The sequence below is a fragment of the Buttiauxella massiliensis genome, assembly GCF_902500225.1.
Classification (GTDB): domain Bacteria; phylum Pseudomonadota; class Gammaproteobacteria; order Enterobacterales; family Enterobacteriaceae; genus Buttiauxella; species Buttiauxella massiliensis.
Window position 1 is genome coordinate 373,521 of sequence record NZ_LR722652.1, and the last position, 24,447, is coordinate 397,967.

Sequence of the window (24,447 nt, forward strand, 5' to 3'; positions counted from 1 at the left end):
CTCGTCCCGACGGCTATTTTTATTAGAAGGTCACGCTAAGCTGCGCTCCGGCCCCCCATGTCTGGTCTTCGCCGTACAGCCCCATTAAATCAACATGAACACGATTAAATGGTGCAAAACCAACACCGCCGGTAAAGACGTTGCTGTCGTTTGATTTGACGTCAGCACGATAACCCGCACGCACGGCAAGCCATGGCAGCGGCGTAATTTCTGCACCGACGCCAACGTACTGCGAGTCTTCTTCGCTTTTGAAGCCTTTGGTTTCGGTGAGATCTCCATCGGCGCTAAGGGTGATGAGATCGTTATGCCAGGCCACACCAGCCGTCACCAATGGACGAATCTGGTACGTGTCTTTGTAGTTAGTTGTCTCACCGGTTCTGCCATTGGTGATCAGAATATCTTTGGTATCAATGTCACGCGAAATCAGGTTCTGACCGCTTAGACCAACCGTCCAGTTTTCGCCGAAATCGGCCGCCAGGCCAGCATCCACGTTGAAACCAGTGTCATCATTACGATAGCGACTGCTATTCCAGTCACTGCTGTCGTAGTTATAAATCGAGGTGGTGTAGTTATAGAGCCAGGTTTTTTGCAACTTCGGTGTGACGCCAAAAGAAACCGGCACTCCACCGAGATCAAACTCCTTCGCAAGCGCCACGCCATAGTCAGAGACAATAGCCGCACGGCCAGAAGCAGTAGAATTCAGATTGCTGGTGATAACATCGGAGCCATTAATAGCAGCATCTAACGCAACGCCCCCGGCCACTGCCCGAGAACCTGCGATGCTATTGAGGTAATCGATATCTTGCTGATCAATGGAAGAACTAACATGCGCGCGTGCATAGGCTTTTGCGACAAAAGCCACTGAAAGCACGTCGTTTGGAATACTGACTGCGATACTGGCACCCGCCTTCGCGTTTGCTGTTTTTCCTTTCAGATCATTTAGCTCACCAGCCAGATCCCCTGCAGCACCCTGAAACTGGCTGAGCGAACCATTTGGATTTAAAAGGATATCCTGCAGGGTGAGATCGTCGATAACGTTTTTGTATTGATCAACTTTATCGCTAATGTCATCAATCTGATCCTGCAGATTATCTTTATCCGTAATTTGTGCACTCACAGACGGCAGAATAACCGTCACTGTGTCGTCCTGCTTAGCCTTAGCCAGCAACGCGGGGTTCGTAAGCACCCCACTTCCGTAGCTCGCGGAAGCGACACCAGTACCACCCATTGCATCACTTCGTGCTTCAGACCATGTGCCCGCCGCATAAGCGTGATTTGCCATAAATAAAGATGCGGCGCTAAACGCCGCCAAAGTTTTCATTTTTTTCATTCACCACACGTCCGTCTGTTGATCAGATGTAATAACTGCCCCTGCCAGTTATGACTGAACAGAGGCGGACTATTGCTGTGAATAAAAGGCTGAAAAGTGGGCTGTTTCGCCCATCGGAATCCCGTTTCTATCCTTCAGGATTATGAGTTCAAAATTTCCATGCAAACTTATTTATAGTTTACCGTTCGGCTTTCGTGAAGGCTGACCGTCGTGCGGGCCGAAAAATTGCGGGGGATGATCAATCCAGCGATCCTGACGCTGTGCGGCATAGCCTGGGTTTAGCGGGTAATAAATTCGATTCTCAGCTTTGTTTGCTTCCCCCACAATCAGCAGCCGGACTTCATGCTCTGTGTTGTTGATAAAGGTATGGCAGATACCTGTTCCAGATGGGAAACCAACGCTATCTCCAGGTTCAAGTGGGTAAAGGTGCCCATTAATCCACACCTGTGGATGCCCTTCGAGAACATAAGCAAACTCTTCTTCGCTGCTTTCGGCATGAGGATAAGATGTGCGGCGACCTGGTAGCAGGCGCTCATGATGAATTCCCAGGCGATTAAGACCCAGTTTGCGGGCCAGTGGCGCGCCAATAGAAAACCGCTCTGCGCTGTCTGGATAAGTCGAATCATCGTCACCTTCTATTTCCTTCCAGTGGCGAATGCAATCAGGTTTATTCATAACAAACTCCGGGATAGTCATCTCAAAAGATTGTGGCTAAGCGCACCACTCGGCGTTTTTTGCGCGTTGTGATAAAGTGTAGGGCTAATCTACAGGGGAATACTGATGGACATCACGACTTCACAAAACGTGTTAGCGCAGGCTGAAAAACTATGCGAGCAGCGTAATGTGCGCCTGACACCACAACGTCTTGAAGTATTGCGTTTGCTGACTCAGCAAGCAGGCGCTATCAGTGCTTATGATTTGCTGGATTTACTGCGTGCCAGCGAACCGCAAGCTAAACCCCCGACAGTGTATCGTGCGCTCGATTTTCTGCTCGAACAAGGTTTTGTACACCGTGTAGAGTCAACTAACAGCTATGTGTTGTGCAATCTTATCGATCAGCCAACTCACTCATCTGCGATGTTTATTTGCGATAGATGTGGTGCGGTGAAGGAGCGTAGTGCGGAAGGTGTGGAAGATATCATGCACCAACTGGCGGCCCAGTTAGGGTTTGCTTTGCATCATAACGTTATTGAGGCGCATGGTTTATGCAGCGCATGTGCAGAAGTTGAAGCTTGTAGCCACCCGGATGCTTGCGGGCATGACCACTCTATTCAGAGTAAAAAGAAGTCACGTTAGATTGGTTGGATTTGAGTTGAATGGAACGGTACCTCCATGTACCTGGGCAGGGTAGCCTTGAGAATTAACACATCCGAGGGAAACTAATTACCAACGATATTTGTTGCGAGTTTCCCAATCAACGACTTCTTCCTCTGCCTTATCCTTTTGGTACCCATAACGCTCTTGAATCTTACCGACAAGCTGATCGCGTTTGCCTTCGATGACAGTCATATCATCGTCAGTCAGTTTGCCCCATTTCTCTTTTACTGTGCCTTTGAACTGTTTCCAGTTACCGCCGATTTCGTCTTTATTCATAATAGTATCCTCATCGTATCGGTTAAGAACTGCTAAATAATTACCAACGTCCACTGTGTTGCCGTTCGGCTAACACCCACTATCTGCTGGACGTGATAATAATTGTAGCCAAGGATATGGCAGTCAGAGGAAAACTAAGAATCTTTAACCGTACGGCTTAATTTTGTGCATTGTTAAACCAGCTATTTTGCTGCCAATGGCGACGCCAAATCCAACCCAAAGACAACCCACGTAACGCCAGAAAAACCGCAACCGATAGCCACAGGCCGTGGTTGCCTAAATACGGGACCGTGAAGAGCGTTAGCCCGAAACCAACAGCGGCAACCGCCATGCTATTACGCATCTCAGCTCCTCTTGTCGCGCCAATAAACATCCCATCCAGCAAGTAGCACCAGACACCGACTACGGGTAACACAATCTGCCAGTGGAGATAGCGATCGGCCTGTAGCTGTAATTGGGGAATGGACGTCAGAATAGAAACAATTTGCTCGCCAAATAGGGCATACACCACGGCAAACATGAGCGCGACTAAACCCGCCTGGCGACAAGCTGCCCCCCAAACCTCGAGCAATTGGCCGCGATTCTTTGCGCCATAAGCTTGCCCGGAATGGGCTTCAACGGCATAGGCAAAACCATCAAGCGCATAAGCCGTAAACGTCAGAAGCGTCATTAACACCGCGTTGACGGCAACAATTTCGCTACCCAGGCGCGCCCCAAAGATGGTCACTGATGCAAAGCACACTTGCAGTAATAACGAGCGCAACATGATGTCCCGATTGAGCGCCAGTAAGCGCCGAACATTGCCACGCCAGGACTGCTTAAGCATCTCAAAGCTGATACCACGCATGCCCATAACCTTCTTCACCATCAGTAATCCGATGAAGAATGTCGCGTATTCAGCAGTGACAGTCGCAAGTGCCGCCCCTTTAACATCAAGGTGCAATCCCATCACCAGCCACACATCCAGTACGATATTCAGAACATTGCCGACAACCAGCAAGATAACCGGAGCTCTGGCGTATTGAACCCCTAGCAGCCATCCCAGCAAAACCAGGTTGGCAAGCGAGGCTGGCGCACTCAGCCAGCGGATTTCAAGAAAGCGCTGCGCTTGTACGAGCACATCCTGATTGCCACCGACAATTTGTAAAGCGAGTGAAATGAGGGGATCGCGTAGTAAGACAATTGCCACCCCTGCCCCTAGTGCCAGCAATAATGGTTGCACCAGTGCACGAGCTAACGCTGAGGGATTATTGGCACCAAAAGCCTGAGCAGTTAAGCCTGTGGTACTCATTCGTAAAAACAGCAGCAACATAAACAGGAAGCTGGTTGCTGTAGCACCAATGGCAACACCGCCCAGATAAACAGGACTATCCAGATGACCAATAACAGCCGTATCGACAAGGCCAAGCAGCGGAACGGTAATGTTGGAGAAAATCATGGGTAAAGCGAGGCGCCAGAGCGCACGATCCGCTGTGGAGAATAATTGCATGACCTCTCCTGAAGGAGATCAAAGAGAATTAAGACAGTGATGCGCACTTTAAATGCGCATCACCTAAAGAGATTTTACAGCCAGTCGCCGTTGCGGATAACCCCTACAGCCAGCCCTTCAATAGAGAAGTTATGCTCGCGCAGGTCAACCACGATCGGTTCAAACTCACTGTTTTCTGGCAGCAGATGAACTGTATTGCCCTGTTGTTTTAAGCGCTTAACGGTAACTTCATCGTCGATACGCGCGACAACAACCTGGCCATTACGCACATCCTGGGTTTTATGAACCGCAAGCAGGTCGCCATCCATAATACCGATGTCTTTCATCGACATACCGCTGACGCGCAGCAAGAAGTCGGCATTTGGTTTGAACAGTGATGGGTCGACCTGGTAATGGCCTTCGATGTGTTGCTGTGCCAGGAGTGGCTCACCTGCAGCAACACGCCCAACCAGTGGAATACCGGTCACTTCTTCCACCAACAGGCGGATACCACGGGATGCGCCAGAAACAATTTCAAGCACACCTTTACGGGCAAGTGCTTTTAAATGCTCTTCAGCGGCGTTCGGAGAACGGAATCCTAGACGTTGAGCAATCTCGGCACGAGTCGGTGGCATGCCGGTCTGGCTGATATGATCCCTAATAAGATCAAACACCTCTTGCTGCCTGGTAGTTAACGCTTTCATTCCGCCCCCTGGGTGTTTATACAGTTATGCTGTGAGTATATACAGTCAAAGGTCAATTTGGAACCACAAATTAAGCAAAAAACCAGGCACTTAACTATTCTGGAAAGATCACCGCAAATGCGACCAAAGCAGCGTGACCCAGGTAATTACCGCGAGGATAATTGAAATTAATACAGCGGCCGAGCCCATATCTTTGGCACGCCCGGAAAGTTCGTGATAATCAGTGCCAACACGGTCGACAAGAGCCTCGATAGCGCTGTTGAGAATTTCCACAATCATGACCAACACGACTGAGCCGATAAGTAGAATGCGGGTAATGGGGTCGACATCTAACCAACATGCGATGGCAATGGCGATAACGGCAGAAACGCCTTCCTGGCGGAAAGCTGCTTCATTGATCCAGGCTGCTTTGAGCCCTTTCCATGAGTAGCCTGCGGCTTTGATGATACGGGTAAGTCCAGTGGTACTGCTCGCCATTTTAAGAAACCTTTTCAAATTATTTGCATCAATGCTTGTCAAAATTATAACGCCACAGAAATCTGGGTCAGATTCTGATATTCTTGCGGCGAATTTGCATCATTAACCTGAGGCTTTACATCGTTTATGTCAGGCTGGCCAAGAATCTACTACAAATTACTTAATTTACCATTAGGCGTTCTGGTAAAGAGCAAGTCCATTCCGGCAGATCCACAGGCCGAACTGGGCTTAGATCCCACACGCCCAATAATGTATGTTCTGCCTTATAACTCAAAGGCGGACTTATTAACCCTGCGCGCGCAATGCCTCGCGCACAACTTGCCCGACCCTCTCGAGCCGTTAGAGATCGACGGTGCGGTATTGCCGCGCTATGTCTTTATCCATGGTGGCCCGCGTGTGTTCACCTATTACACGCCAAAAGAAGAGTCGATCAAGCTGTTCCATGATTATCTCGACTTGCACCGCAGCAATCCAAATCTGGATGTGCAGATGGTGCCGGTATCGGTGATGTTTGGCCGCTCTCCGGGTCGCGAAAAAGGCGAAGTTAACCCGCCACTGAAGATGCTTAATGGCATTCAGAAATTCTTCGCGGTCTCGTGGCTTGGGCGCGACAGCTTTGTGCGGTTCTCTGCACCTGTTTCGCTGCGCCAGATGGCAACCGATCACGGTACAGATAAAAAAATCGCCCAAAAACTGGCTCGCGTGGCACGTATGCACTTTGCTCGCCAGCGCTTAGCGACTGTTGGCCCGCGTCTGCCGGTACGTCAGGATCTGTTTAACAAACTTCTGGCCTCAAAAGCTATTGCCCGTGCAGTAGAAGACGAAGCGCGCAGCAAGAAAATCTCCCATGAAAAAGCACAGCAAAATGCTGTTGCCTTGATGGAAGAGATTGCGGCGAACTTCTCTTATGAAGCCGTTCGTTTGACCGACCGCGTATTAGGTCTGACGTGGAACCGTTTGTACCAGGGCATTAACGTTCACAATGCTGAACGTGTGCGCCAGTTGGCTCACGACGGCCACGAGATTGTCTATGTGCCCTGCCACCGCAGCCACATGGACTACATGCTTCTGTCTTACGTGCTCTATCACCAGGGGCTGGTTCCTCCGCACATTGCAGCGGGTATCAACCTGAATTTCTGGCCAGCAGGCCCGATTTTCCGTCGCCTGGGCGCGTTCTTTATTCGCCGTACCTTTAAAGGCAGCAAACTGTACTCCACCGTGTTCCGTGAATATCTTGGCGAGCTGTTCAGCCGTGGCTATTCCGTTGAATACTTTGTGGAAGGTGGCCGTTCTCGTACCGGCCGTTTGCTAGACCCGAAAACCGGCACACTGTCGATGACCATTCAGGCCATGCTGCGTGGCGGTACTCGTCCAATTACATTAGTGCCGATTTACATTGGCTACGAGCATGTAATGGAAGTGGGGACTTACGCAAAAGAGCTGCGCGGTGCGACCAAAGAAAAAGAGAGCTTCATGCAGATGGTACGTGGGCTGAGCAAGCTGCGTAACCTCGGCCAGGGCTATGTTAACTTCGGCGAACCAATGCCATTGATGACATTCCTCAACCAGCGAGTGCCTGAGTGGCGTGATTCAATCGACCCGATTGAATCCATTCGCCCGGCATGGTTAACGCCAACGGTTAATGAAATTGCTGCCGAACTGATGGTGCGTATTAACAATGCAGGCGCGGCAAACGCCATGAACCTGTGTTGTACCGCGCTCCTGGCATCGCGCCAGCGTTCACTGACGCGCGAACAACTGACCGAACAGCTCAACTGTTACCTGAGCCTGTTGCGTAATGTGCCGTATTCACCGGACGCTACCGCACCAGACCAGCCAGCAGAAGCGCTTATCGAACACGCGTTGCAGATGAACAAGTTTGAAGTAGAGAAAGATACGATTGGTGACATCATCATTCTGCCGCGTGAGCAGGCAGTGCTGATGACTTACTACCGTAATAACATCCTGCATATGCTGGTGTTGCCTTCTCTGCTGGCTGCAATTATCACGCAGCATCGCCACATTTCCCGCAGCGAGCTTCTGCGTCAGGTTGAGCTGCTCTACCCAATGCTGAAGTCTGAGCTGTTCCTGCGTTGGGAAAAAGCGGATCTTGCCAGTGAAATGGATGCGCTGCTTAATGAACTGGTTCGTCAGGATCTGATTACCCTTACGGGTGAAGAAGTGGTGATTAACCCGGCACGCTCACGCACTATGCAGCTTCTGGCGGCAGGTGTTCGTGAAACGCTGCAACGTTACGCGATTACTTTCTGGCTGCTGAGTGCAAATCCATCGATTAACCGTGGGACGCTGGAGCGCGAAAGCCGCACCGTTGCCCAACGTTTGTCGGTGTTGCATGGCATTAATGCACCGGAGTTCTTCGATAAAGCTGTGTTCACCTCGCTGGTATTAACCTTGCGTGATGAAGGCTATATCAGCGACACCGGAGATGCAGAACCCACCGAAACGATGAAGGTCTACCAGATGCTGGCAGAGCTGATCATGCCGGATGTGCGTTTGACAATTGAAAGTGCGACGTCGCAGGCTGCGACTGAGTAAAAAATCTGGCGGATAAACGAAGTGTCATCCGCCATTTAGTTTCTTATACCCGAGCTACTTCGAGATGCAGGTAGGCGGCAATCGAACGAATCCCGATGAGCTTACTCAAGTAAGTGATTCGGGTGAATGAGAGCAGCCAACAACCCTGCAACTTGAAGGGCGATGGGTATAATTAGAAGTGTAGGTAACTCAACACCAACCCTATAAACAGTACCAGGCCAACATAGTTATTGTTCAGGAAAGCTTTAAAACACGCATCACGGTCACGATTCGCCGTCAGCCGTTGCTGATGGACAAAGAGCATCCCCGCCAGCGCAATAGACCAGTAGAACGCCCCACCTAATCCGTTTAACCAGCCAATCACCGCCAACAACACCATCACTGTAAACTGCAAAATACCGATAATCAGATTGTCATATCGGCCAAATAAGATGGCTGTGGATTTAATGCCGATTTTCAGATCGTCATCGCGGTCAACCATTGCGTACTGCGTGTCATAAGCCACAGCCCAGCAAATATTGGTCAAGAACATCAACCAACAACTTAGCGGCACGGATTCACTCACCGCAGCAAATGCCATAGGGATTGACCAGCCAAATGCGGCCCCTAGCACCACTTGCGGCAAATGAGTGTAGCGCTTCATAAACGGGTAAACCCAGGCAAGCGCCAACCCTGCTACCGACAGCAAGATTGTCATGGTGTTGAGCGTCAACACCAGTAAGAACGAGAGCAGCACCAGCACAACGAACAATATGCGCGCTTCTTTCTCACTTACAGCTCCGCTAGGCAATGGCCTGTGCGCCGTACGTTTCACGTGACCATCAAATTTACGGTCAGCGTAATCATTTACCACGCAACCCGCAGCGCGCATCATCCAGACTCCGGCTATAAACACGCATAAAATGGTTAGCGGAGGCACTCCTGGTGTCGCAAGCCACAGCGCCCAGAGGGTGGGCCATAACAACAAAAGTGAGCCAATTGGCTTATCAAGTCGCATCAGACGTTGATACGCCTGCCATTTACCCTGTTTCAGACTCCACTCCATTATTTTTCCTCTCGATACAACGGAGAAGCAGGAAGGAATAACTCGGTAAGCACCAGCGGCTTTCCAGCTAATCTCAGGCGGGAACGACGCCCCCACTGCTCCGAACTGCGGCCAATCTCAATAAAATCCCGTGTCAGGGAAGATGAACTAAACAGGTAGCGTCCAAGCGGCGTGGTTCCGAGCCTTTGTAAAGCAAGCTCTGGTCCTTCAAGGGTTGATTCAGGCACCACGGTACGCCCCAAAAGCCAGGGCTCATCGTCACCGCAAAGCACAACTTCACGCAACCAATAACGGCTGGACTCAGGCAACATATCAGCTTCAGGAAGAACGACATGCGATTCGAAAAAACCTTCACGCACAATGCGGGCAGTAACCCTGGAACAATACTGCTCAAAGCGTTTGGTCATTGAGTCTTCAAGCAACAGCCAGTCAAGGAGTGATGCACTCAACCCTTCTGGAATCGCAGCTTCAAAACGTAAGGCGCGCAGTGGCGAAAGCGCGTCAGACATGGGAATTTCTCCGAAACAAAACCGGCAGTCATTGTAACGCAGAATAGGTATATCGGGGCAGGGAAAAGCACAACAATGGTTTAACAACGCAGTGGGGAGCACCGAGGAGCTACAGTTCCTTCAAAATCATTCAAGTTGAATCAAGGCGGCAAACGAGGAGTCATTCTGAAGCGGGAGCAAAGTTGCCCTAAATAGTTCGAGTGGCATCAAGGCGGCAAATGAACGAATCCCTATGAGCTTACTTGAGTAAGTGATTAGGGTGAGTGAATGCAGCCAACGCCGAGGCCGCTTGAAATATGACGGGCAAAAAAAGGTGCGCATAAGTATGCGCACCAAACTTCAAACATCAGCACTGCGGGGAAACCATCACCCCTTGCCTTTTACACTGCTGATAAAGGTTTTACGGGCGCTAGTCGATCCCAGACGTTCAGCTTCATCCAGCAGTTTCAAGGCTTTATCAACATCGCCTTTCGCTACTGCATCTTTGATAGCCTGGTTGAAATAAGCTTCTGTATCGTTTAACACTGGCTCAGACTTTTTGGCTGGCGCTGCTGCTGGAACAGGTGTCGCCGCTGTGGCAGCAACAGCTGCCGGGGCAACATATGTTGCAGCTGGTGCGGCAGTATTGCCCACTGTCACCGGGCCTGGGCCTGATGAGCCAAATAATGGACCAACCAGCACGCTTGATGCCGAAGAAGTTTTAACTTTGATCTTCAGTGTCCCATCAGTGCCGTGGCGGGCAATTGGGTCTGGAATATCTGGAACAGCGTTGCCCGTGCCTTTCGCATAGGCTTTGGCCGGATCGATCATAGTTGTAGTTTGTTGAGTGTCCTTATTGGTGGTAAAGACCAATAAATAGAGTTTTTGCTGCCCCAAAGCTGGCGTTAATTTCAGGGTGCCTTCCAGGCGGTCTGCAGACATTACGCCGGGTTCTTGATAGGTGAAGTAACTTGCCGGGAAATACGCAGCAGGAGTCATATTCTGGTCAAGAACCAGCACGTTCGGTGCAAATACTGAGTTTTTGTTCACTTCACTGGTCAGCGTAATACTCAGCTCACCAATATTGGCTGGCACGCTATAGGCTGCAACCGGGCCTGTAATATCACCGGCTTTCAAGCTTTGACCACTGGTAGCAAGCGTTGTCGTCAATGTCTTTGATTGATCAACAGGCGTCCATTGCAATTGCTGTAATGCAGCCGCAGGCACCGCAGGGGCGGCCGAAATATCCTGCGGAACGATGTTGACGTCAGCTAGGCTTATGGAAGGTACGCTGGCGAGCAACCCTGCGGAAAGGCAGAGTGCGAGGAGACTTTTTTTCATTTTCATTTTTATAAACCTCGAATGGGAAATCAGTGGAAAGTTAGCCAGGCAATAGCGCTTTCCATCGAAGCAGGCATTGGCATAGAGGGTAATCATGATGAGGAGTTCAGTGGCGAACTCCCCATCATTTCTTCACTTCAGGTTAATGCTGTATTACCACCAGATTTCCATCTGGGCACCGAAGCTGAACTCATCGTCATTACCACGGCTGGTAGATAAGGTGCCGTTGCCAGACGAGTCGCTGATCTGGAAGCGAGTTGAGCTGCCATTAGGATTTTTAGCGTAACCCCATTCCTCATCCCACTTAGCGTAGGTTGCGAAGACACGAATTGCCGGACGCGACCAGATGCTGTCGCCTGCCTGCCATTGTTGTGCAAGGGTAATTTTGTACTGACCGTTGCGATCGCCAGTGTCCTGGGATTTCACGTTGTCGTAGCCAACTTCCAGCAAGGTGCTCATGATTGGCGTCCATTTGTACATTGGACGAACACCGATGGTGTACCACTCAGTCCCCTGGTTATCATCCAGACTCAGGTTTTGGTACATACCGACGTACATCAGATCCCATTGGTCTGCCAGAGTAATAGCACCATGGTCGATTACACGAACCAGGTAACCATCGTTATCGATACTACCGCCCTGCGCCTGACCTTTACCGTTAGAGGTCATGGAGTCTGTTGCGTACTGCACAACAAACTTGTTGTAGCCTTTCATCATGCTTTGCGTATGTTCAAGGGTACCCATCCAACCATCTTTCGACGCACCTGATTTCAGGTAGTAGTCGTCAGGAATGTTGGTGTGGCCATAGTCAACACCCAGTTCCAGTGTACCGCCTGGGTTGGTCTCAATACCTGCCCAACGCACGTCAAAGACATCGTTTGGTACATCGTTGCTGTAATTGCGAGAACCATCATTATTGAACTCATTAAATGCTGCAGAACCACCGGCCTCAGAAGAACGGGTTGCTGCGAATGACAGTTTACCCACGCCGACGTCAATATTTTCCAGACCTGCACCAGGACCAGAAATATCCCAGTAGTAGAAGTCGATCATGTGAACGTCATGACGTTGGTAGAAACGCTTACCGGCCCACATATTGGCACCAGGCAGCGCATCAATCAGGTTTTTACCCTGCACGTTAGCTTCACGGAATGCCGGACTAGTTGCTTCCCAGTCATTTTGCTGTGCTACGGAGTAAGCCACGTTAGTATCGAAATAGAAGCTCTTATCGCCTTCTTTCCAAACTTCCTGACCTAATTTAATTTCCGCGTACGTTTCGCACTCGTTACCCAGACGATATTTAGACTGAGCACCAGTTGCCTGGAAACATTCTTGCGGGCCGCCGCTACCGGTCCAGCCGATACCAGAACGGGCATAACCGTGGAAATCCACAGCCAGAGCCTGAACAGACATAACGCCTGCTGCTACGGCGACTGCCAGTGGGAGTTTGCGCAGAGTAATCATCGTTCTATCTCCTGAGATCATTGCTTTTCTTTTTTATGGGAATGCTTAAACACCTGGCTCTTGATGCAACCGACGACATGCGGTGCCATCTTCTCGGAACAGATGGCAACGCTCTGGCGGCAAGCCAATAGCGAATGTGGCACCCTCTTTTACCAACACCACGTCATTCTGGCGGTACACCAGGTTCTGACGGATGGCGGGGATTTGGATATGAATCTGAGTTTCATGACCAAGCTGTTCAACAACCTGTACTTCGCCTTCGAGAGTGACGTCAGCGATGTCGCTTGGCAGTAGGTGTTCCGGGCGAATACCAAGGGACATGTTGGCACCGACCTGAACTTCTTTGCTTTCCACCGGCAGCCAGACTTGCTGGCGGTTCGGTAATTCAACCTGCACTTGATCAATGGCAGTAGCGGTGACTTTTACTGGCAGGAAGTTCATTTTTGGCGAGCCAATAAAGCCCGCAACAAAACGATCCGCCGGGTAGTGATATAGCTCGAGTGGTTTACCCACCTGCGCAACGCGGCCTGCGTCCAGCACCACAATTTTGTCGGCAAGCGTCATCGCTTCAACCTGGTCGTGGGTGACGTAAATCATGGTGCGACCAAGGCGCTTATGCAGTCGGGAAATCTCAATACGCATCTGCACACGCAGTGCCGCATCAAGGTTTGAAAGAGGTTCATCAAGCAGGAATACACGCGGTTCAGCCACCAGCGTACGGCCAATAGCTACGCGCTGACGCTGCCCACCAGAAAGTGCTTTCGGGCGACGTTCTAATAAATGTCCCAGTTGTAAAGTTTCTGAAACCTGGGTGACACGCTGATTGATATCGCTTTTCTTGGCACCTGCAAGCTTCAGGCCGAAGGACATGTTTTCAGCAACGGAGAGATGGGGATAAAGAGCATAAGACTGGAATACCATGCCGACGCCACGTTCAGCGGGAGGGATGTCGTTCATGCGAGTATCACCAATGAATAAATCACCGCTGGTGATCGTTTCCAGACCCGCAATCATGCGTAACAGTGTGGATTTACCGCAGCCTGACGGTCCAACAAAAACCACGAACTCACCTTCTTGAATGTCGAGGTTGATATCTTTTGATACCACCACATCACCCCAGGCTTTCGTTACGTTCCGTAGCTGTACGCTTGCCATGTACTTCTCCCTTCATTCCGTCACTCTGCTAAACGGCAGGTGATTCAAGATGTGTCGGACTATGAATGATCTATACATTTCGTGAATCCTCCACCCTGCTGTTTTTAATGGGGGAGGAGGCGGGAGGATGAGAAGCGAGTTTCTGCAACCGGTTACAGCAGGCGCGACAGTTTTTCGTGATCGTGGTTTCAAATTTCTGGGTGGTTTTGTGTGCTCTGGTACACATAACTGTCAGTTATGGAATGCAGATCACAGATACCAGGGTGGGGGCGTAGGGCTAAGGAGGATGAGAAGCACTTGCCATCTGCGCAAACTGGCATCCGTAACGCCACTACCTTGACCTTGATGTATCCACGCGCATAGCAAACCACCATTCAAAGGATGGGAATAAATATGAAAATTAAAACTGGCGCCCGCATCCTCGCTCTGTCTGCCCTGACAACGATGATGTTTTCCGCCTCTGCACTGGCTAAAATAGAAGAAGGCAAACTGGTCATCTGGATTAATGGTGACAAAGGCTATAACGGCCTTGCCGAAGTGGGTAAGAAGTTTGAGAAAGACACCGGTATTAAAGTCACCATCGAACACCCGGACAAACTGGAAGAAAAATTCCCACAAGTTGCGGCAACTGGAGATGGCCCGGACATCATCTTCTGGGCACACGACCGTTTCGGTGGTTATGCACAATCTGGCCTGCTGGCCGAAATCACTCCAGACAAAGCTTTCCAGGACAAACTCTATCCGTTTACCTGGGACGCGGTTCGTTACAACGGCAAAATCATCGCTTACCCAGTTGCGGTTGAAGCGCTCTCTCTGATTTACAACAAAGACCTCGTACCTAATCCGCCGAAAACCTGGGAAGAGATCCCAGCACTCGATAAGCAGCTGAAAGCGAAGGGTAAGAGTGCGTTGATGTTCAACCTGCAAGAACCGTACTTCACTTGGCCGCTGATTGCCGCTGACGGTGGCTATGCGTTCAAACTCGAAAACGGCAAATATGACGTGAAAGATGTGGGCGTGGACAGCGCGGGCGCGAAAGCGGGTCTGAGCTTCCTGGTCGACATGATTAAAAACAAACAGATGAATGCGGACACCGATTATTCCATCGCAGAAGCGGCCTTTAACAAAGGCGAAACCGCGATGACCATCAACGGCCCGTGGGCATGGTCCAACATTGATAAGAGCAAAATCAATTACGGCGTAACGCTGCTGCCAACCTTCAAAGGTAAAGCATCTAAACCGTTCGTTGGTGTGCTCAGTGCCGGTATCAACGCCGCCAGCCCTAACAAAGAACTGGCGAAAGAGTTCCTGGAAAACTACCTGCTGACCGATCAGGGCCTGGCTGACGTTAACAAAGACAAGCCATTGGGTGCCGTTGCACTGAAATCCTACCAGGATCAACTGGCGAAAGACCCACGTATCGCCGCCACTATGGATAACGCCCAGAAAGGCGAAATCATGCCAAACGTGCCGCAGATGTCTGCGTTCTGGTATGCCGTTCGTACCGCAGTCATCAACGCAGTTAGCGGTCGCCAGACTGTTGATGAAGCGTTGAAAGATGCTCAGGGACGTATCACTAAGTAAGTATCTGGTCAATTCCCTCTCTGAAAAGAGAGGGAAAATAATAATATGATTAGATACCCAAAATAATTCGAGTTGCATCGAGGCGGCAAGAGAATGAGTCCCAATGAGCTTAGTAAACTAAGTGATTTGGGCGAGTTCTCACAGCCAACAAAGAGGCAACTTGAAGTATGAAGGGTATAGAGGAACACCCCATGGATGTAGTTAAAAAGAACCACTGGTGGCAAAGCGATGCACTGAAATGGTCAGTCATCGGCCTGATGGGACTGCTGGTTGGTTATCTTGTCGTATTAATGTACGCCCAGGGGGAGTACCTGTTCGCCATTATGACGCTGATTTTAAGCTCACTTGGCTTATACATTTATGCAAATCGTAAGGCTTACGCCTGGCGCTATGTCTACCCAGGCCTTGCTGGCATGGGGCTGTTTGTTCTGTTCCCACTGGTTTGTACCATCGCCATTGCCTTCACCAACTACAGCAGCACAAACCAACTGACTCAAGAACGCGCACAGCAGGTGCTGATGGACCGCCAGTATCAGGCGGGCAAAACCTTTAACTTTGGCCTTTACCCGGCGGGCGATGAGTGGCAACTCGCGCTGACTGACGGCGAGTCAGGCAAGAATTTTATCTCCGATACCTTTAAGTTTGGTGGTGCTCAACACCTGAAATTGAAAGACGCCGATTCTCTTCCTGCAGGTGAGAAAGCCAATCTGCGCGTGATTACGCAAAACCGTGCGGCGCTGACGCAAATCACGGCTGAAATGCCTGATGAAAGCACCCTGACCATGAGCTCCTTGCGCCAGTTCTCCGGCACACGCCCGCTTTACACTGAAGGTGAAAAAGGTGAACTGACCAATAACCAAAGCGGCGTGAAGTACCGCCCGAATAACAGCATTGGTTTCTACCAGTCTGTAAATGCCGACGGCAACTGGGGCAACGAGCAGTTAAGCCCAGGCTACACCGTGACTATCGGCTGGAAGAACTTCCTGCGCGTATTCCACGATGAAGGGATTCAAAAGCCTTTCATGGCGATCTTCGTCTGGACCGTAATTTTCTCAATCCTTACCGTGATTCTGACCGTTGCAGTAGGCATGATTCTGGCGTGTGTCGTGCAGTGGGAATCGCTGAAAGGCAAAGCGATTTATCGCGTGATGTTGATTCTGCCCTACGCGGTGCCATCGTTTATTTCTATCCTGATTTTCAAAGGTTTATTCAACCAAAGCTTTGGTGAAATCAACATGATGTTGAGCTCACTGTTTGGTATCAAACCGGCCTGGTTTAGCGACCCGACCACTGCGCGTTCAATGATTATTATCGTGAATACGTGGTTGGGTTATCCGTACATGATGATTCTGTGCATGGGCTTGTTGAAAGCGATTCCAGACGACCTGTACGAAGCCTCGGCAATGGATGGTGCTGGCCCGTTCCAGAACTTCTTTAAGATTACGCTGCCGCTGCTGATTAAGCCGCTGACACCGCTAATGATCGCAAGCTTTGCCTTTAACTTTAACAACTTCGTGCTGATTCAACTGTTAACCAACGGTGGCCCGGATCGCCTTGGAACAACCACGCCTGCGGGCTACACGGACTTGCTGGTGAGCTACACCTACCGCATCGCCTTTGAAGGCGGCGGCGGTCAGGACTTTGGTTTAGCTGCGGCTATCGCAACGCTTATCTTTATTCTGGTTGGCGCATTAGCGATTGTTAACCTGAAAGCCACCCGCATGAAGTTTGATTAAGGAGCAACAAACATGGCTATGGTTCAACCCAAATCTCAAAAGCTGCGTTTATTTACCACGCACCTTTTATTACTACTGTTTATCGCCGCGATCATGTTCCCGCTGCTGATGGTTATTGCGATTTCACTGCGTCCGGGTAACTTCGCAACCGGCAGTCTGATCCCAGACCAAATCTCGTGGGAGCACTGGAAATTAGCGCTCGGTTTCAGCGTACAACATGCCGATGGCAGCGTAACGCCACCGCCGTTCCCGGTGCTGTTATGGTTGTGGAACTCGATCAAAATCGCGGCGATTACTGCGCTGGGTATCGTGACGCTCTCGACAACTTGTGCCTACGCTTTTGCCCGTATGCGTTTCCCTGGCAAAGCCACACTGCTGAAAGGGATGCTGATTTTCCAGATGTTCCCGGCGGTGCTGTCACTGGTGGCGTTGTACGCCTTGTTTGACCGCCTCGGCCAATACATTCCGTTTATCGGTTTGAATACACATGGTGGAGTGATCTTCGCCTATCTTGGCGGTATCGCACTGCATGTGTGGACGATTAAGGGATATTTCGAAACGATTGATAACTCGCTGGAAGAAGCGGCGGCACTGGACGGCGCAACCCCATGGCAAGCCTTCCGCCTGGTGTTACTGCCACTTTCCGTACCGATTCTGGCGGTGGTGTTTATTCTGTCGTTTATCGCCGCAATTACTGAAGTGCCGGTGGCGTCGTTGCTGTTGCGCGATGTTAACAGCTACACCCTGGCGGTCGGTATGCAGCAATATCTCAACCCACAAAACTACCTGTGGGGCGACTTTGCCGCAGCAGCCGTGCTCTCTGCAATTCCGATTACTGTCGTGTTTTTACTGGCGCAACGCTGGCTAGTGAGCGGCCTGACGGCTGGCGGGGTGAAAGGTTAAGATTTCCTGTTGTTATTGCTCTACCTAATGTAATGCCACTGTATCCCTCATTTGACCTTGGATTTACTTATGGCGGCCCTTGGGCCGCCTTTTTTTATTCTCGTTTTAAGCGATTGCTATTACACAGCCACAGCGTAATCACCAGCACCATAATTGCTCCGGAGTAAATCAGCACATCGCGCGGATCTTTATGGTCGATGATGATAAGACGCACAATGGCGGTGATACCGATATAGATAAAGTAGCGCAGCGGGAAGTGATAACCCGACTGAAAGTATTTAACGATCAACGCGATAAATTCGAAGTACAGGAAGTAAACCACCAGCCCTTCTATCAGCTGGTACTTGCTAGCTTGATCGGTGGGGGCAAACAACGATGTGGCTAAATGCAGCGTTTCTTTACCCAGGAAGATGATGAGGATTAAGCCAAGCGCAAGCAACGCCAGATTGAGGACCATTTGCATAAGTTTAGCGATGAGCTCAACGCCGGGGGTGGTTGTCATAGGAACGCCTCTTGTTCTGGTATAGAGGTGTTGTTATACGTTAAAAATGTGATCTTGATCTCAATTATTTACTTATATAACCGTTCGCTGCCGGAGGATCGTCCTTATGGCAGGTCGGTGAAGGTTCCGTTCACCAGGTATTCAGTGATAAATGAATTTACCGGTGAACGGAAAACCTCCGATCACCCATCCTCGTAATTATTGGAACCCCATCAGGTTCCAATAAACCCTCGCTACCTGAAATTAATATCCCGATCGCTCGTCATCCCATACAACTCAAACTTGCGTCCCACCATCTGCCCACCGTCACGCGTCAACGGTGTCCAGCTCACTTGTGCGCGGCTGCGGGTTGGCGACGATGAGAAGATATCCAGCGGCACATTCACGTAGAAACCTTTGGTGAAGTCCCCTTCCCCGTACTCCTCTTTCGACACATTGGTAATGGTCGCATAAGTCCCGACAACCACGCCGCTGTCGAAGCGTTTGGAGATCTCCAGCGTGCCGCCCTTATCTTTCGCCAGATACTGGCCGATGCTGAGTTTAATCAACACATCATCAGCAAACGGAGGTGTCCAGTAGCCGGTGATATGGCCGGTTGGCGCGCTGTAATCGGTGAACTTCATCATGTCCTGCGCACTACGCCAGTCACGCTGTTTGACGTAGTTAGCGTTGGCACCAATCGCCCAATTGCTGTCGACCGGACGATAAAGCACTTCCGCGCCCACACCGCCATACATGGTTTCGAGATAACCGCCGTACACCTGCCCGTACCAGCTGTTGCCCAAATACTGGAAGTAGTTGGCTTGCAGGTTATTGACGTAAATATCGTTCTCAACGTAGTCACGGACGTGGGTACGCACGCGCGGCAGCGTTGAGTCTTTTGGTGGATTGGTGTAGTTAAATTTGTCGTAGTTATTGGCGATATTGGCAAACAGGCTGCCGGTGGTCAGCAAGTGATCGGTCACCCACCAGTCGGCGGTTCCCATCACGCCAACCTGATACATGTAGAAGCTTTCTGGCCCACCAACTGACTGGTTCAGCACCGGGTTAATCGAGAAATTAACCTTCGATTTATCGATGAAATAACCCTGCTCGGTTTTCTCCGGAATAACCGGTTCAATACGTTTTTGCACCAGCTGTGTTTCGTGTCCCAGCGGCTCGCCTTCCAGATGGTTTTGCAGGCTGGCGACATCCGTTTGGGTCGTCACCTGCGGCATATTCAGGCGGGTTTCCGTCACGCGGATGGTGCGAATATTCTCCGGCAGGTCATTCATGATAATGCGGTTTGCGCGTTCTATCCCTTCACGGGAGTCGCGGTATTTCACCTGCTCACCCGTGACATATAGGGTATCGCCTTTCACCTGAATATTCGGATTGGCCAGACCGGCGTTATATTTGAGAAGCGTCAACTGGTTCGCCACCACGGTCGGCTGCAGAATTTCATCTTGCGGCTGCGACTGGTATTGCGGGCGACGATTATCGTTATAGCCAGGGCGCAAGTCGTTGAAGTTAGTTCGCAGCGTGACACCAAACATAAAGGTATTGCCACGTTCATAGCTGACGTTAACGTCGGCCCAATCGGTGACGCGATAGATAGCGCCCACGTTAAAGTTGCTGCGTTGCTCGAGTTTGCCAGCGAAATCCTGAGTGTAATTGTTACCTTCGTATTCCGCTTTCAGGCGCAGCGGCTGCCACGGAGTCTGGTATTCAATACCGCCGAACAGTGATGCCGGTCCGTGGAACATGCCACTAAAGTTGAACGATCCCGCCTGGTTATAGCTGTTATCGCGATAGCAGAAGCCATCGCTCACTTCGCAGAATGGGTTCTTCACATTGCCGCTGGTGCCCATGTAGCCCCAGCCCATGCCAAGGCTAAAATCGAACGGCCCCCAGGCTTTGCTCGCCACAACATATTCGCTATCGAACAAACCGGTGCCGCCTAAGTCACGCACCCCCACCGACACCTGCGGCAGGTAATAGCCTTCTTCCCAAAGGCGAACTTTCATGTCGAAGGCTTTATCTTTGTAAGTCTGGTTACCCGAGAACGCCTCAACGCTGCTGTACTCTCTGGTGCGCACGTCGGTGTAGCGCAAAGTCGTTTCCAGCCACGGGAAAAGCTGCACCGAGGCAGAGTAGAAGCGGTACTGATCGTTATCGCGATAGTTAAGGCTAAACTCACCTTCTCGCGCCATGCGTGCAGTCGGTGTTTGCAGCAAACCCACACCGCCAAAATCCGATTGCGACGGGCCTACTGGGTCTGGAAAGGTTTCTGCCTGGCAGGCAGTAGATACAGCCAGCGCGAGCAGGCTGTAGAGATATTTTTTCTTCATCAATCCGGTCTCCGATGAGTCAGAGAGTTAAGGATTTGCTGATTCAAGTCGTTGAAATCAGAATTAAATAGTCGCTCTTTAAAGCCGACAAACAGGATGCTGCCCGGTGTGAGTTCGACATGGCGGTTATTCCAATAGGCAACTGGCGCTTTTTGGGTTTTGCCGTCCGGGTAAATCACCCATGCGAAACTGCGGTCGGCTCCGCTGAGTTTTTCGACACCATCGAGATATTCGTCGGCGCTACGCCCGGCCACAAAAGGCTTCGCGCCGGGCGAACTTACCAGCCCCATCAGCGTGATTGTGGAGGGCTGCGGCCCGGCCCACAGGCTGTAATCACCTTGCAGCGGAACATTGGCGCGAGGGTGAACACGCACCCAGTCAGGGTCGAGATCGACAAACTGCCGCCCGGTAACGTGAATGGCCTGCATCTGCTGGCGGACGCCGTTGATAGCTGCTGCGTCATCGCCGTCTTCTTCGGCAGCAAACGCCGATAAATTCGCTAACAGTTTCTGGTGCTCTTGTTCTGCAATCGCCGTTGCCTGCCGTTCGCTAATCACCGCGCCTGGCCACCAGGCCCGAGCGAGTGAAGGCTGAGAGACTAAATCACCGAGGCGCTCTACGTTATTGAGTTGCTGATTGCCCGGATAAATAGTCACGTTCCCGGCGGCATACGAATAAGCACTAAGTTGCAGGGCGGCCAGGCAAAGCGCCATCCACCCAGAGTTGGCGTTTATTTTCATTCTTTTGCCGCCTTCAACAGAATCGTAGTGACAGGCCAATAATCCGGGCCAATATATTGTTTTGACTGACGTATATGACCTTCACTGTCTATCCAGAAGCGGTTATGCCAGGTTTTGCCGGAGGCGGTAACTTCTTCATCCAGAACACGAACGGGCGTGGTGCTTTCAGCAACTTTTAGCGTGTCGGTGCCATCCCAAGTAAAGGTTGAATGCGCTGTTGCCATTCGCACCTGCTGGTGCTCAGTCCAGGCAATTTGCCGTGTCCAACTCGCGCCATGGGTTATCTGATTTGCATGTACCAGCGGATCGTTTGGCGTATTGGTCACTTGCTGGAGGTTGTCGCCAAGTCCGGTGGTTTTTACGATGCGGCCTTGTTCGGTGACGATCATTGCCCGGTCTTGCGTTACCCATTTTTGCTGGCCGTTTTCGTCATATGCCAGAACGACAAATATTTGCGGGCCGTTATTGATGCTCATGTACTGGCTGGCGTAACGCATATTCTGAATATCGTCACGGGTAAGCTGTACGCCATCACTGCCGACAATACTGTGCCAGAGCGATGAACCAAGACCTTTAGTTGTGGCAGAGCAAGCCTGAAGTAACAGGCAAACAAGAAGAATTACGAGTCGCTGCACGAGGTTTCCCCGGAGTCGAAATAACCACACCGAAGTGTGGTTAGGATTAAATCACCCGGGAATTATCGGGTGCTGGTCGTTGTGGTTGTTGTGGTCCCAGTATTGGAACCATCACCACCACCGGTTGCAGCAAGTGCTACACCCACTGCTGACCCAACAGTGCTGGCACTGGCCGCAGTAGAACTCCCTGCGGACTCATAAGTAGCTTGTGCACCAGCGGCTTCACCTACAGCAACCGGATCAGCACTCGCCGCACCAGCTGCTGCCAGCGTGAATATGGCTAAAGCGCCATAAAGAACTTTCTTCATAACAATTTCCCTTCATTGAATGAATGGAGATTTGCCCAAAAGGAATTTCAGGCGCTTTCGAGTATACACAACAAGTAATAGCGTTAGTCCGCAGAGGGAAATATGAGAGGTGCTTTAAGATAAATGGAAATATAACTATATTGGCAAAATTTTTATTTCATTTAGATGATGAAAAACAGACAGTTAAAATATAATTAAGAGAAAATATAATCTTATTAATCCGAAAGTAAACCTGCTGAATTATCAGGTTATAGGTTTTTTTAGGATTAACCTCAGCGAAGTAATTCGAGGATATTAAGCGACAAGGGGAATTATCTTATTTAAATAAATAAGCCGACCATAAGGCCGGCTTATATTTAATGCTAAATGCTAATTAAGCACGCCATGACTTGTAGCGATTAATTAATCCGTTAGTCGAGCTATCGTGGCTGCCAACTTCTGACGCATCACCCAGCTCAGGCAGAATACGGTTAGCCAGTTGCTTACCTAATTCCACGCCCCACTGATCGAAGGTGAAGATGTTCAGGATTGCACCCTGAGTAAAGATTTTGTGCTCATACAGCGCAATCAGTGCACCCAGGCTGAACGGAGTGATTTCACGCAGCAGGATGGAGTTGGTTGGGCGATTGCCTTCGAACACTTTGAACGGCACAACGTGTTCCAGAGTTTTTGGATCTTTCCCCTGGTCAGCATATTCCTGCTCAACCACGTCGCGTGCTTTACCAAATGCCAGCGCTTCTGTCTGAGCGAAGAAGTTAGACAGCAGTTTTGGATGGTGATCAGACAGCGGGTTGTGGCTGGTCGCAGGCGCGATGAAGTCGCAAGGAACCATTTTGGTGCCCTGATGAATCAGCTGGTAGAACGCGTGCTGGCCGTTAGTGCCCGGCTCGCCCCAGATGATTGGGCCAGTCTGGTAATCAACAGCGTTGCCGTTACGGTCAACGTATTTGCCGTTGGATTCCATGTTGCCCTGCTGGAAGTAAGCCGCAAAACGGTGCATGTACTGGTCGTATGGCAGAATCGCTTCGGTTTCAGCGCCGAAGAAATTGTTGTACCAGATACCGATCAGCGCCAGCAGCACTGGCAGGTTCTGTTCTGCCGGAGTGTTAGCAAAATGCTGGTCCATGGCGTGTGCGCCAGACAGCAGTTCTACAAAGTTTTCGTAACCCACAGACAGGATGATAGACAGGCCAATCGCAGACCACAGGGAATAACGGCCGCCGACCCAATCCCAGAACTCAAACATGTTGGCAGTGTCGATACCGAACTCGCCAACTGCTTTCGCGTTGGTAGACAGCGCTGCGAAGTGTTTCGCGACGTGTTTGTTATCACCAGCAGTTGCCAGGAACCAGTCGCGCGCGCTGTGGGCGTTGGTCATGGTTTCTTGTGTGGTGAAGGTTTTAGAAGCAACCAGGAACAGCGTGGTTTCCGGGTCAACGTTCTTCAGCACTTCGGCAATGTGAGTGCCATCAACGTTAGATACAAAGTGCATATTGAGGTGGTTTTTGTACGGACGCAGTGCTTCGGTCACCATGAATGGGCCGAGGTCTGAACCGCCAATACCGATGTTCACAATGTCAGTAATCGCTTTGCCGGTGTAGCCTTTCCAGTTACCGCTGATGATGCTCTCAGAGAAGGTTTTCATCTTCTCAAGCACCGCGTTCACTTCTGGCATTACATCTTTGCCATCAACAATGATTGGCGTGTTGCTGCGGTTACGCAATGCAACGTGCAGCACGGCGCGATCTTCAGTGCGGTTAATCTTCTCGCCAGAGAACATGGATTTGATTGCGCCCTGCAAATCCGTCTCTTTTGCCAACGCTTGCAGCTTGGTCAGGGTTTCTTCGGTGATGCGGTTTTTGGAGTAATCCACCAGCATTAAATCGTCGAAAGTGGCGGAGAATTTACCAAAGCGGTCAGCATCCTGAGCAAACAGCTCAGCGATTGTGACGTCTTTCATTTCGTCAAAATGCGCCTGTAAAGCCTGCCATGCAGCGGTCTGCGTTGGGTTGATATTTTTCATAGCGTTACCCTTTTGATTTGAGAACTGTGACTGCGGTCAATTGTATATCCACAAAACAGGATTTG

22 protein-coding genes are annotated in these 24,447 nt (G+C 50.5%); 5 read left to right on the forward strand and 17 right to left on the reverse strand.

Going from position 1 to position 24,447, the window contains the following annotated elements:
* Nucleotides 1–22: 22 nt before the first annotated feature.
* Both GC128_RS10360 and GC128_RS10365 read right to left on the reverse strand, forming a co-directional pair.
* Nucleotides 23–1,330 carry a conjugal transfer protein TraF gene (locus GC128_RS10360; protein WP_151994221.1) on the reverse strand — a complete coding sequence of 436 codons (1,308 nt, stop codon included), beginning with the start codon at nt 1,328–1,330 and terminating at the stop codon, nt 23–25.
* Nucleotides 1,331–1,501: 171 nt separating this feature from the next.
* The gene (locus tag GC128_RS10365; RefSeq protein ID WP_151994222.1) at nt 1,502–2,005 is read right to left on the reverse strand and encodes a cupin domain-containing protein; all 504 of its coding nucleotides are present in this window, start codon (nt 2,003–2,005) and stop codon (nt 1,502–1,504) included.
* A gap of 105 nt (nt 2,006–2,110) precedes the next feature.
* Between GC128_RS10365 and zur the strand changes: the two genes are divergently transcribed.
* Nucleotides 2,111–2,626, forward strand: a complete 516-nt coding sequence (gene zur / locus GC128_RS10370; RefSeq protein ID WP_151994223.1) for a zinc uptake transcriptional repressor Zur — start codon at nt 2,111–2,113, stop codon at nt 2,624–2,626.
* Between the two features lie 87 nt (nt 2,627–2,713).
* On the opposite strand, the gene GC128_RS10375 is transcribed toward zur, so the two are convergent.
* From GC128_RS10375 to GC128_RS10390, 4 genes are all read right to left on the reverse strand, one after another.
* Complete coding sequence (locus tag GC128_RS10375) at nt 2,714–2,923, reverse strand: CsbD family protein (RefSeq protein ID WP_151994224.1); 210 nt, start codon at nt 2,921–2,923, stop codon at nt 2,714–2,716.
* 157 nt (nt 2,924–3,080) lie between these two features.
* Nucleotides 3,081–4,412: an MATE family efflux transporter DinF gene (dinF, locus tag GC128_RS10380; protein WP_151994225.1), complete on the reverse strand. Its 1,332-nt coding sequence runs from the start codon at nt 4,410–4,412 to the stop codon at nt 3,081–3,083.
* A gap of 74 nt (nt 4,413–4,486) precedes the next feature.
* Nucleotides 4,487–5,095, reverse strand: a complete 609-nt coding sequence (gene lexA / locus GC128_RS10385; protein ID WP_064515371.1) for a transcriptional repressor LexA — start codon at nt 5,093–5,095, stop codon at nt 4,487–4,489.
* Nucleotides 5,096–5,203: 108 nt separating this feature from the next.
* Complete coding sequence (locus GC128_RS10390) at nt 5,204–5,572, reverse strand: diacylglycerol kinase (RefSeq protein ID WP_064515369.1); 369 nt, start codon at nt 5,570–5,572, stop codon at nt 5,204–5,206.
* A gap of 126 nt (nt 5,573–5,698) precedes the next feature.
* Here GC128_RS10390 and plsB point away from each other — a divergent pair, with 126 nt between their 5' ends.
* Entirely contained in the window at nt 5,699–8,128 is a 2,430-nt protein-coding gene (plsB, locus tag GC128_RS10395; protein WP_151994226.1) for a glycerol-3-phosphate 1-O-acyltransferase PlsB, read from the forward strand.
* 172 nt (nt 8,129–8,300) lie between these two features.
* On the opposite strand, the gene ubiA is transcribed toward plsB, so the two are convergent.
* From ubiA to malK, 5 genes are all read right to left on the reverse strand, one after another.
* On the reverse strand, nt 8,301–9,173 hold the full coding sequence (gene ubiA, locus GC128_RS10400; RefSeq protein ID WP_151994227.1) for a 4-hydroxybenzoate octaprenyltransferase: 873 nt from the start codon (nt 9,171–9,173) through the stop codon (nt 8,301–8,303).
* Nucleotides 9,173–9,682, reverse strand: a complete 510-nt coding sequence (gene ubiC / locus GC128_RS10405; RefSeq protein ID WP_151994228.1) for a chorismate lyase — start codon at nt 9,680–9,682, stop codon at nt 9,173–9,175. The genes ubiA and ubiC overlap by 1 nt, the downstream gene beginning before the upstream one ends.
* Nucleotides 9,683–10,048: 366 nt before the next feature.
* On the reverse strand, nt 10,049–11,008 hold the full coding sequence (malM, locus tag GC128_RS10410) for a maltose operon protein MalM (protein WP_151994229.1): 960 nt from the start codon (nt 11,006–11,008) through the stop codon (nt 10,049–10,051).
* 147 nt (nt 11,009–11,155) lie between these two features.
* A complete protein-coding gene (locus GC128_RS10415) occupies nt 11,156–12,487 on the reverse strand; it encodes a maltoporin (protein ID WP_151994230.1) in 1,332 nt (443 codons plus the stop codon).
* A 24-nt stretch (nt 12,488–12,511) separates the two neighbouring features.
* Entirely contained in the window at nt 12,512–13,621 is a 1,110-nt protein-coding gene (malK, locus tag GC128_RS10420) for a maltose/maltodextrin ABC transporter ATP-binding protein MalK (protein WP_064515357.1), read from the reverse strand.
* Nucleotides 13,622–14,014: 393 nt separating this feature from the next.
* Between malK and malE the strand changes: the two genes are divergently transcribed.
* The 3 genes from malE to malG all read left to right on the forward strand — a co-directional run bounded on the left by malE (nt 14,015) and on the right by malG (nt 17,844).
* Nucleotides 14,015–15,205 (forward strand): maltose/maltodextrin ABC transporter substrate-binding protein MalE, encoded by a 1,191-nt coding sequence (gene malE, locus GC128_RS10425; RefSeq protein WP_151994231.1) that lies wholly within the window; start codon nt 14,015–14,017, stop codon nt 15,203–15,205.
* 191 nt (nt 15,206–15,396) lie between these two features.
* Entirely contained in the window at nt 15,397–16,941 is a 1,545-nt protein-coding gene (gene malF, locus GC128_RS10430) for a maltose ABC transporter permease MalF (protein WP_151994232.1), read from the forward strand.
* A gap of 12 nt (nt 16,942–16,953) precedes the next feature.
* Nucleotides 16,954–17,844: a maltose ABC transporter permease MalG gene (gene malG, locus GC128_RS10435; RefSeq protein ID WP_134186071.1), complete on the forward strand. Its 891-nt coding sequence runs from the start codon at nt 16,954–16,956 to the stop codon at nt 17,842–17,844.
* Between the two features lie 94 nt (nt 17,845–17,938).
* Here the strand turns inward: malG and psiE are convergent, their stop codons facing one another.
* The 6 genes from psiE to pgi all read right to left on the reverse strand — a co-directional run bounded on the left by psiE (nt 17,939) and on the right by pgi (nt 24,382).
* Nucleotides 17,939–18,346, reverse strand: coding sequence for a phosphate-starvation-inducible protein PsiE (gene psiE / locus GC128_RS10440; RefSeq protein ID WP_151994233.1), 408 nt, complete (start codon nt 18,344–18,346; stop codon nt 17,939–17,941).
* A 233-nt stretch (nt 18,347–18,579) separates the two neighbouring features.
* Nucleotides 18,580–20,676, reverse strand: a complete 2,097-nt coding sequence (locus GC128_RS10445; RefSeq protein ID WP_151994234.1) for a YjbH domain-containing protein — start codon at nt 20,674–20,676, stop codon at nt 18,580–18,582.
* The gene (locus GC128_RS10450; RefSeq protein WP_151994235.1) at nt 20,676–21,416 is read right to left on the reverse strand and encodes a capsule biosynthesis GfcC D2 domain-containing protein; all 741 of its coding nucleotides are present in this window, start codon (nt 21,414–21,416) and stop codon (nt 20,676–20,678) included. Before GC128_RS10450 ends, GC128_RS10445 begins: the two co-directional genes overlap by 1 nt.
* Nucleotides 21,413–22,051 carry a YjbF family lipoprotein gene (locus GC128_RS10455; RefSeq protein ID WP_151994236.1) on the reverse strand — a complete coding sequence of 213 codons (639 nt, stop codon included), beginning with the start codon at nt 22,049–22,051 and terminating at the stop codon, nt 21,413–21,415. The genes GC128_RS10450 and GC128_RS10455 overlap by 4 nt, the downstream gene beginning before the upstream one ends.
* Nucleotides 22,052–22,113: 62 nt before the next feature.
* On the reverse strand, nt 22,114–22,359 hold the full coding sequence (gene yjbE / locus GC128_RS10460; protein WP_064515341.1) for an exopolysaccharide production protein YjbE: 246 nt from the start codon (nt 22,357–22,359) through the stop codon (nt 22,114–22,116).
* 373 nt (nt 22,360–22,732) lie between these two features.
* Complete coding sequence (pgi, locus tag GC128_RS10465; protein ID WP_151994237.1) at nt 22,733–24,382, reverse strand: glucose-6-phosphate isomerase; 1,650 nt, start codon at nt 24,380–24,382, stop codon at nt 22,733–22,735.
* Nucleotides 24,383–24,447: the final 65 nt, after the last annotated feature.

Coding starts and splice junctions, on each gene's coding strand:
- GC128_RS10360 (WP_151994221.1), bottom strand. CDS start 1,330: ATGAAAAAAATGAAAACTTTGGCGGCGTTTAGCGCCGCATCTTTATTT.
- GC128_RS10365 (WP_151994222.1), bottom strand. CDS start 2,005: ATGAATAAACCTGATTGCATTCGCCACTGGAAGGAAATAGAAGGTGAC.
- zur (WP_151994223.1), top strand. CDS start 2,111: ATGGACATCACGACTTCACAAAACGTGTTAGCGCAGGCTGAAAAACTA.
- GC128_RS10375 (WP_151994224.1), bottom strand. CDS start 2,923: ATGAATAAAGACGAAATCGGCGGTAACTGGAAACAGTTCAAAGGCACA.
- dinF (WP_151994225.1), bottom strand. CDS start 4,412: ATGCAATTATTCTCCACAGCGGATCGTGCGCTCTGGCGCCTCGCTTTA.
- lexA (WP_064515371.1), bottom strand. CDS start 5,095: ATGAAAGCGTTAACTACCAGGCAGCAAGAGGTGTTTGATCTTATTAGG.
- GC128_RS10390 (WP_064515369.1), bottom strand. CDS start 5,572: ATGGCGAGCAGTACCACTGGACTTACCCGTATCATCAAAGCCGCAGGC.
- plsB (WP_151994226.1), top strand. CDS start 5,699: ATGTCAGGCTGGCCAAGAATCTACTACAAATTACTTAATTTACCATTA.
- ubiA (WP_151994227.1), bottom strand. CDS start 9,173: ATGGAGTGGAGTCTGAAACAGGGTAAATGGCAGGCGTATCAACGTCTG.
- ubiC (WP_151994228.1), bottom strand. CDS start 9,682: ATGTCTGACGCGCTTTCGCCACTGCGCGCCTTACGTTTTGAAGCTGCG.
- malM (WP_151994229.1), bottom strand. CDS start 11,008: ATGAAAATGAAAAAAAGTCTCCTCGCACTCTGCCTTTCCGCAGGGTTG.
- GC128_RS10415 (WP_151994230.1), bottom strand. CDS start 12,487: ATGATCTCAGGAGATAGAACGATGATTACTCTGCGCAAACTCCCACTG.
- malK (WP_064515357.1), bottom strand. CDS start 13,621: ATGGCAAGCGTACAGCTACGGAACGTAACGAAAGCCTGGGGTGATGTG.
- malE (WP_151994231.1), top strand. CDS start 14,015: ATGAAAATTAAAACTGGCGCCCGCATCCTCGCTCTGTCTGCCCTGACA.
- malF (WP_151994232.1), top strand. CDS start 15,397: ATGGATGTAGTTAAAAAGAACCACTGGTGGCAAAGCGATGCACTGAAA.
- malG (WP_134186071.1), top strand. CDS start 16,954: ATGGCTATGGTTCAACCCAAATCTCAAAAGCTGCGTTTATTTACCACG.
- psiE (WP_151994233.1), bottom strand. CDS start 18,346: ATGACAACCACCCCCGGCGTTGAGCTCATCGCTAAACTTATGCAAATG.
- GC128_RS10445 (WP_151994234.1), bottom strand. CDS start 20,676: ATGAAGAAAAAATATCTCTACAGCCTGCTCGCGCTGGCTGTATCTACT.
- GC128_RS10450 (WP_151994235.1), bottom strand. CDS start 21,416: ATGAAAATAAACGCCAACTCTGGGTGGATGGCGCTTTGCCTGGCCGCC.
- yjbE (WP_064515341.1), bottom strand. CDS start 22,359: ATGAAGAAAGTTCTTTATGGCGCTTTAGCCATATTCACGCTGGCAGCA.
- pgi (WP_151994237.1), bottom strand. CDS start 24,382: ATGAAAAATATCAACCCAACGCAGACCGCTGCATGGCAGGCTTTACAG.